The organism is Streptomyces sp. CB01201 (assembly GCF_002803085.1).
Taxonomy (GTDB): Bacteria; Actinomycetota; Actinomycetes; order Streptomycetales; family Streptomycetaceae; genus Streptomyces; species Streptomyces hundungensis.
In genome coordinates this window covers 106,949-119,297 of record NZ_NNBJ01000030.1, presented here as the reverse complement: position 1 = coordinate 119,297, position 12,349 = coordinate 106,949, and the positions used below count along the sequence as shown (strand labels likewise).

Annotated in this window: 10 protein-coding genes and 1 tRNA gene; 5 read left to right on the top strand and 6 right to left on the bottom strand. The window is 69.3% G+C overall.

Translation table 11 applies throughout. From position 1 onward, the window contains the following. Nucleotides 1–5: 5 nt before the first annotated feature. Nucleotides 6–98 carry a putative leader peptide gene (locus CG740_RS41805; protein ID WP_324901219.1) on the bottom strand — a complete coding sequence of 31 codons (93 nt, stop codon included), beginning with the start codon at nt 96–98 and terminating at the stop codon, nt 6–8. A 323-nt stretch (nt 99–421) separates the two neighbouring features. Here CG740_RS41805 and purF point away from each other — a divergent pair, with 323 nt between their 5' ends. Then, nucleotides 422–1,948 (top strand): amidophosphoribosyltransferase, encoded by a 1,527-nt coding sequence (gene purF / locus CG740_RS37660; RefSeq protein WP_100579822.1) that lies wholly within the window; start codon nt 422–424, stop codon nt 1,946–1,948. Between the two features lie 42 nt (nt 1,949–1,990). Next, on the top strand, nt 1,991–3,088 hold the full coding sequence (gene purM, locus CG740_RS37655; RefSeq protein WP_100579847.1) for a phosphoribosylformylglycinamidine cyclo-ligase: 1,098 nt from the start codon (nt 1,991–1,993) through the stop codon (nt 3,086–3,088). A 107-nt stretch (nt 3,089–3,195) separates the two neighbouring features. Here the strand turns inward: purM and CG740_RS37650 are convergent, their stop codons facing one another. After that, entirely contained in the window at nt 3,196–3,453 is a 258-nt protein-coding gene (locus tag CG740_RS37650) for a DUF3073 domain-containing protein (RefSeq protein WP_100579821.1), read from the bottom strand. 280 nt (nt 3,454–3,733) lie between these two features. Beyond that, nucleotides 3,734–4,831 (bottom strand): Leu/Phe/Val dehydrogenase, encoded by a 1,098-nt coding sequence (locus tag CG740_RS37645; protein WP_100579820.1) that lies wholly within the window; start codon nt 4,829–4,831, stop codon nt 3,734–3,736. 165 nt (nt 4,832–4,996) lie between these two features. Between CG740_RS37645 and CG740_RS37640 the strand changes: the two genes are divergently transcribed. Beyond that, nucleotides 4,997–5,839: a hypothetical protein gene (locus tag CG740_RS37640; protein WP_100579819.1), complete on the top strand. Its 843-nt coding sequence runs from the start codon at nt 4,997–4,999 to the stop codon at nt 5,837–5,839. 506 nt (nt 5,840–6,345) lie between these two features. Then, complete coding sequence (gene bldC / locus CG740_RS37635) at nt 6,346–6,552, top strand: developmental transcriptional regulator BldC (protein ID WP_003949541.1); 207 nt, start codon at nt 6,346–6,348, stop codon at nt 6,550–6,552. A 391-nt stretch (nt 6,553–6,943) separates the two neighbouring features. On the opposite strand, the gene CG740_RS40605 is transcribed toward bldC, so the two are convergent. The 3 genes from CG740_RS40605 to hrpA all read right to left on the bottom strand — a co-directional run bounded on the left by CG740_RS40605 (nt 6,944) and on the right by hrpA (nt 11,596). Beyond that, nucleotides 6,944–7,117 carry a DUF6274 family protein gene (locus tag CG740_RS40605; RefSeq protein ID WP_199846693.1) on the bottom strand — a complete coding sequence of 58 codons (174 nt, stop codon included), beginning with the start codon at nt 7,115–7,117 and terminating at the stop codon, nt 6,944–6,946. Between the two features lie 393 nt (nt 7,118–7,510). After that, a tRNA-Asp gene (locus tag CG740_RS37630) sits at nt 7,511–7,585 on the bottom strand. A 90-nt stretch (nt 7,586–7,675) separates the two neighbouring features. Next, nucleotides 7,676–11,596, bottom strand: coding sequence for an ATP-dependent RNA helicase HrpA (hrpA, locus tag CG740_RS37625; protein ID WP_100579818.1), 3,921 nt, complete (start codon nt 11,594–11,596; stop codon nt 7,676–7,678). An 84-nt stretch (nt 11,597–11,680) separates the two neighbouring features. On the opposite strand from hrpA, the gene CG740_RS41375 reads away from it, so the two are divergent. Next, nucleotides 11,681–12,283, top strand: coding sequence for a hypothetical protein (locus tag CG740_RS41375; protein ID WP_234376727.1), 603 nt, complete (start codon nt 11,681–11,683; stop codon nt 12,281–12,283). Nucleotides 12,284–12,349 lie beyond the last annotated feature (66 nt).

The following is a 12,349-nucleotide window of genomic DNA, read 5'->3' as shown; positions in this document are numbered from 1 at the left end:
CGTACTTACGCGCAGCGACAGATGGCGCTGGCGACACGGACCAGGTCGACGTGCCGGCGCTCGACGAGCGTGACCGCGAGGTCACTCAGAGGCTGCATGGTGCAGGAGCCTCACGCAGCGCACACGTACCTGTCAATGAGCGTCCCGAAGGGCGGGACCGAAGGGCGGGACCGGAGCGGACCGGGGTGGGCCGGAGCGAACTCCGTCACACACGACCCGGTCGCAATCCGTCACCACGAGCAGTCGCAAACACCGCGAACGGCTCCGGGGCGCCCCGGCTCACCTGCGGCGATGTCGAATCGAGGGGGGCCGGTGTGCGCCGGGAGCGCCCGAGGCGCGAAAGCTACAAAAGCGGTCAGGGTGCCCAGTTGTCGATATCCCCAATTCGGACCAGTGGTCGATCTCGCCTACACTCGGTGGCGTGCCACGTGGTGACGGACGACTCAACCACGACCTGCTCCCCGGTGAGAAGGGCCCCCAGGACGCTTGTGGCGTCTTCGGTGTCTGGGCTCCGGGTGAAGAGGTCGCGAAGCTCACTTACTTCGGGCTCTACGCCCTCCAACATCGGGGCCAGGAATCCGCGGGCATCGCGGTCAGCAACGGCTCCCAGATCCTCGTCTTCAAGGACATGGGACTTGTCTCCCAGGTCTTCGACGAGACCTCTCTCGGTTCCCTCCAAGGTCATATCGCGGTCGGTCACGCCCGCTACTCGACCACCGGTGCCTCCGTGTGGGAGAACGCGCAGCCGACATTCCGGGCCACCGCCCACGGCTCGATCGCGCTCGGCCACAACGGCAACCTGGTGAACACCGCGCAGCTCGCGGAGATGGTCGCCGAGCTGCCCAAGGAGAACGGCCGGGCCACCCAGCTCGCCGCCACCAACGACACCGACCTGGTCACCGCGCTGCTCGCGGGCCAGACGGACGACGACGGCAAGCCCCTGACCATCGAGGAGTCGGCCGCCAAGGTCCTCCCGCAGGTCCAGGGCGCTTTCTCGCTGGTCTTCATGGACGAGCAGACGCTGTACTGCGCCCGTGACCCGCAGGGCATCCGCCCGCTGGTGCTCGGCCGCCTGGAGCGCGGCTGGGTCGTCGCGTCCGAGAGCGCCGCTCTCGACATCTGCGGCGCCAGCTTCGTCCGCGAGATCGAGCCGGGCGAGCTCGTCGCCATCGACGAGAACGGCCTGCGCACCTCCCGATTCGCAGAAGCGAAGCCCAAGGGCTGTGTCTTCGAGTACGTCTACCTGGCGCGCCCGGACACCGACATCGCGGGCCGAAACGTCTACCTCTCCCGAGTGGAGATGGGCCGGAAACTCGCCAAGGAAGCGCCCGTCGAGGCCGACCTGGTGATAGCGACTCCGGAGTCCGGCACCCCCGCCGCCATCGGATACGCGGAAGCCAGCGGCATCCCGTACGGCTCGGGCCTGGTGAAGAACGCCTATGTCGGCCGTACGTTCATCCAGCCCTCGCAGACCATCCGCCAGCTCGGCATCCGGCTCAAGCTGAACCCGCTCAAGGAAGTCATCCGCGGCAAGCGCCTGGTGGTCGTCGACGACTCGATCGTCCGCGGCAACACCCAGCGCGCCCTCGTGAAGATGCTCCGCGAGGCGGGCGCCGCCGAGGTCCACATCCGGATCTCGTCGCCGCCGGTGAAGTGGCCCTGCTTCTTCGGCATCGACTTCGCGACCCGCGCGGAGCTGATCGCCAACGGCATGACCATCGAGGAGATCGGCACGTCCATGGGCGCCGACTCGCTCTCGTACATCACGACCGACGCGATGATCGAAGCGACGACGATCCCCAAGGACAACCTCTGCCGCGCCTGCTTCGACGGCGTGTACCCGATGGAGCTCCCCGACCCCGAGCTGCTCGGCAAGCAGCTTCTGGAGTCCGAGCTGGCGTCCGGCCCCGCCGCGACCGCGGCCGCCGACGCCCTGCGCCGTCCGTAAGACCCCCGCAGTACGACACGAAAGTTCTCCAGAGCCATGCCCATGTCATCTGCTGAACCCCATGAGCGTGCTCCGCACGCGGGCACCGCTGCCAGCTACGCAGCCGCGGGCGTCGACATCGAGGCGGGCGACCGCGCCGTCGAGCTGATGAAGGAGTGGGTGAAGAAGACGAAGCGCCCCGAGGTCCTGGGCGGCCTCGGCGGATTCGCCGGACTCTTCGACGCCTCGGCCCTCAAGCGCTACGAGCGCCCGCTGCTCGCCTCCGCGACCGACGGCGTCGGTACGAAGGTCGACCTCGCCCGCAGGATGGGCGTGTACGACACCATCGGGCACGACCTCGTCGGCATGGTCGTCGACGACCTGGTCGTGTGCGGCGCCGAGCCGCTGTTCATGACCGACTACATCTGCGTCGGCAAGGTCCACCCCGAGCGGGTCGCGGCCATCGTCAAGGGCATTGCCGAGGGCTGTGTCCTCGCGGGCTGCGCGCTGGTCGGCGGCGAGACCGCCGAGCACCCGGGGCTGCTCGGCCCCGACGACTTCGACGTGGCCGGCGCCGGCACCGGTGTCGTCGAGTACGACCAGCTCCTGGGCGCCGACCGCATTCGCGAGGGCGACGCGGTCATCGCCATGGCGTCCTCCGGTCTTCACTCGAACGGGTACTCACTCGTCCGGCATGTGCTGTTCGACCGGGCCGGAATGAGCCTGGACCAGCACGTCGAGGAGTTCGGTCGCACGCTCGGCGAGGAACTCCTGGAGCCCACCAAGATCTACTCGCTCGACTGCCTGGCCCTGACCCGCACCGCCGAGGTGCACGGGTTCAGCCACATCACCGGCGGCGGTCTTGCCAACAACCTGGCCCGGGTGATCCCGGACCACCTGCACGCCACGGTCGACCGCTCGACCTGGGCGCCGGGCGCGGTCTTCGACCTCGTCGGCAAGGCGGGGAACGTGGAGCGGCTGGAACTGGAGAAGACGCTCAACATGGGCGTCGGCATGATGGCGATCGTCCCCGAGGCTTCGGTGGACGTGGCGCTCCAGGCCCTCGCGGACCGGGGCGTGGACGCCTGGGTGTCCGGTGCCGTCGTTGACCGTGGCGATCACCGCGACGGCGCCGAGCTGACCGGTGACTACGCCAAGTAGGCCGCTACGGGCAGCACAAAACCCGGTCCGGGGCCAAGGCCCTGGACCGGGTCGATGTGCTCGGAGCAGCGAAGACGTGTCTTGCTGCGAAAGCGGGATCAGCGAAGTCAAGCGCCGCGGCGCTGCGACGACGGACCGGACTCTTCGTCCTCGTCGTCGTCATTCCCGTACATGTCCGCATAGCGGGCATACGGGTCGTCCTCCTCGTCCTCCAGTGGCTCCGCGTTCGGCGGTTGGCTCACTGTCGGGTTCGGAGTAGATGCGCCCAGCTCGTTGGCCAGACGCGACAGGTCAGTCCCGCCGCTGCTGTACTTCAGCTGGCGGGCGACCTTCGTCTGCTTGGCCTTTGCCCGGCCGCGCCCCATGGCTCGACCCCCTCGGTGACGGGGCTCGACGGCCCCAGAGTCTTGACACGCGTTCATGATCCGGAACGGACTCTCCATGGAGAGACCGCGTCCGTAGGGCTTCAACGGTACCTGCTTCCGCGGCCATACGGTACGCCGCCCGCATGACGCGCCACTTGGCAGAACCAACAAAGCGCCCCGTCCTCGCTGGTCAACCGCGATTTTAACCTCTTCTTTGCGCCCGACCCGCCGACCGGCGTGAGTCATGTCTCTCAGCGCGGCCGACGGGCCCTCGCGGGGCTCAGTGTTGACGTGCCTCCGCCATGCGCTGCTCGGCGATCCGGTCGGCCGCGGCGGCCGGCGGAATGCCGTCCTCCTTCGCACGAGCAAATATGGCGAGCGTGGTGTCGAAGATCTTCGCGGCCTTCGCCTTGCAGCGGTCGAAGTCGAAGCCGTTGAGCTCGTCGGCCACCTGGATCACGCCGCCCGCGTTCACGACGTAGTCGGGTGCGTAGAGGATCGCGCGGTCCGCGAGGTCCTTCTCCACACCCGGGTGCGCGAGCTGGTTGTTGGCCGCGCCGCACACCACCTTCGCGGTGAGCACCGGCACGCTCGCGTCGTTCAGGGCGCCGCCGAGCGCGCACGGCGCGTAGATGTCCAGGCCCTCGGTGCGGATCAGGGCCTCGGTGTCGGCGGCGACGGCGACCTCGGGGTGCTGCTCGGTGATGGCGCGCACCGACTCCTCGCGCACATCCGTGATCACGACCTCGGCGCCGTCGTCGAGCAGGTGCTCGACGAGGTGCCGGCCGACCTTGCCGACACCGGCGATGCCGACCTTGCGGCCGCGCAGCGTCGGGTCGCCCCACAGGTGCTGGGCCGAGGCCCGCATGCCCTGGAAGACGCCGAACGCGGTCAGTACGGAGGAGTCGCCCGCGCCGCCGTTCTCGGGGGAGCGACCGGTGGTCCACTGGCAGGCGCGCGCCACGACGTCCATGTCGGCGACGTAGGTGCCGACGTCGCAGGCCGTCACATAGCGCCCGCCGAGGGAGGCCACGAAGCGGCCGTAGGCGAGCAGGAGGTCCGTCTTGTGCGAGGCCTCGATCGTCTCGGGGTCACCGATGATCACGGCCTTGCCGCCACCGTGGTCGAGCCCGGCCATGGCGTTCTTGTACGACATCCCGCGCGACAGGTTGAGCGCGTCGGCGACGGCCTCGGCCTCGGTCGCGTACGGGTAGAAGCGCGTACCGCCCAGGGCCGGGCCCAGGGCGGTGGAGTGGATGGCGATGACGGCCTTGAGCCCGGTGGCTCGGTCCTGACAGAGCACGACCTGCTCGTGTCCGCCCTGGTCGGAGCGGAAGAGGGTGTGCAGTACGTCATCGGCTCCGGTCACATCGGTCACGGTGGTGACTCCCAAGTACGAAGCGGCGGTTGACGGCCCGCCTGTGGGTGGTGGCAGGCCTGGTTCGGGAGCAGGTTAAGTCCTACGCGCCCGTAGATCAGGCGCAGTGCGCAGGATCACCCCCAGCGGGGGTCACCGGGGCGGGCCCGTGGGACGATGCGGGACATGGCGGTGGTGTCCTCGGTGATCGTTCCGTACGCGTCCTACCTGCGGGTGTACGAGCCCCTTGCCGCCTTTCCCGAGCCCGAGCGCGAACACTGGCTGCGCTATGCCGAGCGCGGGCGCACTCCAGGAGTCCAGGACGAACTCCGGCGCGCGCTGGCCGACTTGGTGCCGACGCCGCCCGTCGCGGTGCCGGTGCACGAGAGCGCCGACGCGTTCGTGGCCGAGGTCGACGGGGTCGTGTGCGTGTGCCCCTGGCGGACCCGGCTGCGCGGCTGGCAGGCCCTTGAGGTGCTCGTGGAGCAGTTCCCCGAGCCGGTCCTGGACGCGCTGCTGCCTCCGGTGGTGCGCCGGCAGGCCGAGGCGGACTACGAACGCTGGCGGGAGCGGAATCCGGACGCCCGGCCCTGGATCTTGACCAGTGTTTGGCACGTGCCTGTGAGCTGGTTCACGGTCTTTTCGGACGAAGAGCGCGAGTATGCACCGGGTGAGGGTGCCGAGGCGCCCGTGCTGCGCTACCGCACGCCCATGGTCCAGGCCCGGCGGCGCCTGGCGAGGGCGCTGCGCACGCTGCGGGACCGTATCGACGAGGGGCCGCTGACCGAGGGCCTGGTGGACGTCGGGCGGTGGCTGGAGGAATTCCATCCGCGCTCCCTGGTCGAGCTGGACTACGGCGGCCTGGTGCACGTCCTTTCCCCGGACCGGCTGAAGGCGGACCGCTCGGCGGCGGACGTGGCCGAGGGCATCGCCGCGCTGCGGGCCGGCGACGACACCGGCGCGGAGGAGGCGTACGGGCGCTTCACGGAACGCTGGCGGGCCGTCAAGGAACGGCGGATGGCCAACTGAGGTCTGCCGGCCGGATCCGGGCACCCGGGGCCCGGCTTCCACGCCCCTCGAACAGCCGTCGCAGGACGTAGGTCCTGATCCGGGCCTTTGCCCCAAGGGTGACGGACCGCACTTATCTCACCCTTGCGTCCAGACCCCACCCTCGTGCCAAAATAGGACAAGGGGTCCGGGGAGGATCCCTTCCGCCCAACTACGGGCGGATTGCTCGGTATTGCTCGCTATGGGGGGTCTGACGACTCCTGATCGCTCTGTGACTGATCGTCACTGTGGCGTGACTGTCCGCTATGGCATGGTCCATCGGCTTCCGTCGCTGATGAACACCTGGGAGGGCAATTCCATCGGTTTGGCCGACGTGGCTGGACGGATGGTGTAGTTGTAGTGCCGAGGACAAGCCGTTCGTCCTATAACCGACTCGGCTCGCGTCCGCCATTTCGGGCAACGCGGGTCAAGGTGCAGAATTTAGAGGAAAGAACCGAGAAGGTTCGGTTCTCCCGAGGAGGCCGCTCATGACCGCTCGCACCCCTGATGCCGAGCCGCTGTTGACCCCGGCTGAGGTTGCCACGATGTTCCGCGTGGACCCGAAGACGGTGACCCGCTGGGCGAAGGCCGGCAAGCTCACGTCCATCCGCACCCTGGGTGGACACCGCCGGTACCGCGAGGCAGAGGTCCGCGCACTGCTGGCGGGTATTCCGCAGCAGCGCAGCGAGGCCTGAACAACACCCCAATAGTCCGGGCGTTTTCCGGGGCCCCCACCCCGGCCGAGCCCGCCTATAGCTCCACATGACGTCCGCCCGCCCCAACGAGCCGCGTCATCGATCGCGCTGGACTCCGCCGGGTCCAGCGCGATTTTTTTATGTCCGGCCTTGTCCGGCACGTCCGGCAACTCCTCCATGCCGACCCGTGGCCGCTTCGGTGGGGTGCCTTCCGGCGACTCCCGGGCAACACCGCCGAGGGTGGTGCAATTGCACATATTAAATCGGGGCGTTGTATGAGGGGTGTAAGTGCACTGGTTCCGGAAACTCGTTCCGTGACTCCCGTCACACCCTCAAGGCACCTTCACTCCCGAGCCTCTCACCGCACGGATCGTCACCGACCCGCCATAGGTCACCGGTTGGGGGGACTTTCGTCCTCGGGCCTGACGGGGTCGGCAACCTCCATGGCGAGCCGCAGGAGGCGGTGGCAGACCGCGCAGTGCCGGGTGAGGTGTCGGTAGCCCAGAGCGGCCGACAGATGGGCACGCAGCAGCGCCCGCGTCTCGTGCCTCGCCGAAGCCGCCACGGACCACCTCCCGGGGGGCGCCCCCGTTCCCCTCCCTTGCAGGGGTACCGGCGGCAGGTGCCCCCGTCAAGACGCCGAGAAGGCCCGGATCCGGGGGGATCCGCGCCTCGTTGGAGCCTGGCGGCCAAACGACGGAGGCCGCATCCGGTGGGATGCGGCCTCTCGCCTGCCCTACTGCGGTCCTGACGGGATTTGCTGTGTCTGTTCGCGGCTCCGCCGCGGGGCGCGGCCTCGGGGCGCACGGCGAAGGGCCGCATCCCGTGGAATGCGGCCCTTCACCTACTGCGGTCCTGACGGGATTTGCTGTGTCTGTTCGCGGCTCCGCCGCGGGGCGCGGCCTCGGGGCATACGACGAAGGGCCGCATCCGGTGGGATGCGGCCCTTCACCTACTGCGGTCCTGACGGGATTTGAACCCGCGGCCTCCACCTTGACAGGGTGGCGAGCACTCCAAACTGCTCCACAGGACCTCGTTTCGCAGCCCGTTCGTGCTTGGCTGCGAGTGAGACTGTACAGCAGGTCAGACGGTCAGGTCGAACTCACTCACAGCGATGCCCGCGCTACGGGGCCGCCGCGTCGATCGCCTTCACGATGCGCTTGTCGGAGACCGGGAACGCCGTGCCGAGCGCGTGCGCGAAGTAGCTCACCCGCAGCTCCTCGATCATCCAGCGGATGTCCAGGACCGGCTGCGGCACCGGCCGCCCCTGCGGCAACTGCTCAAGCAGCCAGGCGTACTCGTCCTGCATCTCGTGCACCTTCTCCATGCGCGTGGTGTCGCGCTGGACGGCCGTCGGCATCTGCTGGAGCCGGCGGTCCACCGCGACCAGGTAGCGCATCAGGTCGGGCAGCCGCTTGAGGCCGGTCAGGGTGACGAAGCCGGGCGGCACGAGGGCCGCCAGCTGCTTGCGTACGTCCGCGACGTTGGCGACCAGGGTCAGGCTGCTCGTGGCCTTCAGGCGCCGCTCACAGGCCTGCCAGGCGGCCAGGATCTGCTGGACCTGGCCGACCGTGCGCACCGTGGCGTCCACCAGGTCCGCGCGGACCTTGTCGTACAGCTTGCGGAACGATTCCTCGTCCCAGGCGGGGCCGCCGTGGTCCGCGATCAGCTTGTCCGCGGCCGCCGTCGCGCAGTCGTCGAAGAGCGCCTGGATCGAGCCGTGCGGATTGCGCGACAGGGCGAGCTTCTGTTGGTTGGTGAGCTTGTCGGAGGCGAACTTGGCCGGGTTCACCGGGATGTTGAGCAGGATCAGCTTCCGGGTGCCCCGCCACATCGCCTGGCGCTGCTCGGCCTCGGTGTCGAAGAGGCGTACGGAGACGCTCTCGCCCGCGTCCACGAGGGCGGGGAAGGCCTTCACCGGCTGGCCGGCCCGACGCGTCTCGAAGACCTTCGTCAGGGTGCCGATCGTCCAGTCCGTGAGGCCCGAGCGCTCGATGGACTCGCCCGTGGGCCCCGCGGTCGCCGCGGCGGCCTGGGAGAGGGCCTGGCGGGCCTTGGGGCGCAGCTGGAGCTTGAGCGCCTCCAGGTCCTTGTCCTCGGCCAGCTTGCGGCGCCGCTCGTCGACGATCCGGAAGGTGATCTTGAGGTGGTCCGGTACCCGGCTCAGGTCGAAGTCGTCGGCCGTGACCGGGACGCCCACCATCCGCTGGAGTTCCCGGGCCAGCGTCACCGGCAGCGGCTCCTGCAACGGGACGGCACGGTCCAGGAACTTCGAGGCGTAGTTGGGCGCCGGGACGTAGTGCCGGCGGATCGGCTTCGGCAGGGAGCGGATCAGCTCCGTGACGACCTCCTCGCGCAGGCCCGGGATCTGCCAGTCGAAGCCCTCGTCGGTGACCTGGTTCAGCACCTGGAGCGGCACGTGCACGGTCACGCCGTCCGCGTCCGCACCCGGCTCGAACTGGTAGGTCACCCGGAACTTCAGCGGGCCCTGGCGCCACGAGTCGGGGTAGTCGTCCTTGGTGACGGCTCCCGCCTTCTCGTTGATGAGCATCTCGCGCTCGAAATCGAGGAGTTCGGGCTCGTCGCGCTTCTTGTGCTTCCACCAGGAGTCGAAGTGCGCGCCGGACACGACGTGTTCGGGCACCCGCCGGTCGTAGAAGTCGTACAGCGTCTCGTCGTCCACGAGGATGTCGCGGCGGCGGGCGCGGTGCTCCAACTCCTCGACCTCGGTGAGGAGTTTGCGGTTGTCCGCGAAGAACTTGTGGTGCGTGCGCCAGTCGCCCTCGACCAGCGCGTTGCGGATGAACAGCTCGCGCGAGGCCTCGGCGTCGATGCGCCCGTAGTTGACCTTGCGGTTGGCCACGATCGGCACGCCGTACAGCGTCACGCGCTCGTACGCCATCACCGCGGCCTGGTCCTTCTCCCAGTGCGGCTCGCTGTAGGTGCGCTTGACCAGGTGCTGGGCGAGCGGCTCGACCCACTCGGGCTCGATCTTCGCGTTCACCCGGGCCCACAGCCGGGAGGTCTCCACGAGCTCCGCCGACATCACGAGCTTGGGCTGCTTCTTGAACAGCGCCGAGCCCGGGAAGATCGCGAACTTGGCGCTGCGGGCGCCGAGGTACTCGTTCTTGTCGGTGTCCTTGAGCCCGATGTGGGAGAGCAGGCCCGCCAACAGCGAGGTGTGGACGGACTGTTCGGGTGCGTCCTCCTCGTTGAGGTGGATGCCCATGGTCTTGGCCACGGTCCGCAGCTGCGAGTAGATGTCCTGCCACTCGCGGATGCGCAGGAAGTTCAGGTACTCCTGCTTGCACATCCGGCGGAAGCTGGAGGAGCCGCGCTCCTTCTGCTGCTCGCGGACGTACCGCCACAGGTTGAGGAAGGCCAGGAAGTCGCTGGTCTCGTCCTTGAAGCGGGCGTGCTGCTGGTCGGCCTGCGTCTGCTTGTCGGAGGGGCGCTCGCGGGGGTCCTGGATGGAGAGCGCGGCCGCGATGACCATGACCTCGCGCACGCAGCCGTTGCGGTCCGCCTCCAGGACCATGCGGGCCAGGCGCGGGTCGACGGGCAACTGGCTGAGTTTGCGGCCCTGTTGGGTGAGGCGCTTCTTCGGGTCCTTCTCCGCCGGGTCCAACGCTCCGAGTTCCTGGAGCAGTTGGACGCCGTCGCGGATGTTGCGGTGGTCCGGCGGGTCGATGAACGGGAACTTCTCGATGTCGCCGAGGCTGGCCGCGGTCATCTGGAGGATGACGGACGCCAGGTTGGTGCGGAGGATCTCCGCGTCGGTGAACTCGGGCCGGGTGAGGAAGTCGTCCTCGCTGTAGAGCCGGATGCAGACGCCGTCGGACGTACGGCCGCAGCGGCCCTTGCGCTGGTTGGCGCTGGCCTGCGAGACCGGCTCGATCGGCAGCCGCTGCACCTTGGTGCGGTGGCTGTAGCGCGAGATGCGGGCGGTGCCCGGGTCGATGACGTACTTGATGCCGGGAACGGTCAGCGAGGTCTCGGCGACGTTGGTCGCGAGGACGATCCGGCGGCCGCTGTGCTGCTGGAAGACGCGGTGCTGCTCGGCGTGCGAGAGGCGCGCGTAGAGGGGGAGCACCTCGGTCGAGCGGAGGTTCTTCTTGATCAGGGCGTCCGCGGTGTCCCGGATCTCGCGCTCGCCCGACAGGAAGACCAGGATGTCGCCCGGCCCCTCGGCCTGGAGCTCGTCCACGGCGTCGCAGATCGCGGTGATCTGGTCGCGGTCGGCGTCTTCGCTGTCCTCTTCCAGGAGCGGCCGGTAGCGCACCTCGACCGGATACGTACGGCCGCTGACCTCGACGATCGGGGCGTCCCCGAAGTGCCGCGAGAACCGCTCGGGGTCGATGGTCGCCGAGGTGATGACGACCTTCAGGTCGGGGCGCCTGGGCAGCAGCTGGGCCAGATAGCCGAGCAGGAAGTCGATGTTCAGGGACCGCTCGTGGGCCTCGTCGATGATGATCGTGTCGTAGCCGCGCAGCTCGCGGTCCGTCTGGATCTCGGCGAGCAGGATGCCGTCGGTCATCAGCTTCACGAAGGTCGCGTCCTGGTCCACCTGATCGGTGAACCTGACCTTCCAGCCGACCGCCTCGCCCAGCGGCGTCTTCAGCTCCTCGGCGATGCGGTCCGCGACCGTACGGGCCGCGATCCGGCGGGGCTGGGTGTGCCCGATCATGCCGCGCACCCCGCGGCCCAGCTCCATGCAGATCTTGGGGATCTGGGTGGTCTTGCCGGAGCCGGTCTCACCCGCGACGATCACGACCTGGTGGTCGCGTATCGCCTCCAGGATGTCGTCCTTCTTCTGGCTGACCGGAAGCTGCTCGGGGTAGGTGACCTCGGGCATGCGGGCGGACCGCCGGGCGACGCGCTCGGCGGACTTCTGGGCCTCGGCGGCGATCTCGTCGAGCACGGCCTGCCGGGCCTCGGGCTTACGGATGCGGCGGGCGCCTTCGAGACGGCGGCCCAGGCGGTGGGCATCGCGCAGCGAGGCCCCGTCGAGCAGCGTCTGGAGATCGGCGAAGGAAGTAGACATACCTGATTCAGGATCTCACCCGCCGAGGACGAGTGGCGAACGCATTTCGACCCGATCCGGGGCCCACCCCGTACCATTTCGGGCATGCCCCGCTCCCGAGCCCCGCGCCGCCGCCTCACCGCGGCGCTGCTGCTGGTGCTCGGGGTGCTGGCGGTGGCGCTGTGCGGAGCGGTCACGACGGCGTCGGCGGCGCCGGTGACAGCGGCATCGGTCGCGCCGATCCCGCCGGCCGCGGCGACTCCGGCCGCGCAAGCCCTGGCCGCGTCTGCCGGGTCGGCCACGGATGTCCTGGTTGCGTCTGCTGGGTCGGCCGTGGATGTCCCGGCTGCGTTTGCTGGGTCGGCCGTGGATGTCCCGGCTGCGTTTGCTGGGTCGGCCACGGAAGCCCCAGCCGCGCCTGCCGGATCTGCCTCGCCTGCCGCCGTCGCGCCCGCGACGAAGGTGCCGGCGCCCGCCTTCGCGGACGGCTCGGGCGTGCCCGGCTGCCGGCAGGGCGGCAAGCAGCAGGACTCCGACCCCGCCGCGCCGGTCCGCGTCCGCACCGCGCACGACCAGGCCCCGGTCCTGGAGGACCGTGCCGCGCCCGCATCGCTCGGCGCGCTGTACGCGGCCTACCGCAACCCGCCGCTGCGCGGGCCCACGCTCAGCGCGCCCACTCCCGTCGAACTCTCGGTGCTCAGGGTCTAGACGGCCGGTCCGCCCTCCCGCGGCCTTCCGTCCCCTTTCCCCTGCGTTTCCCTTCGCACTTTCCTC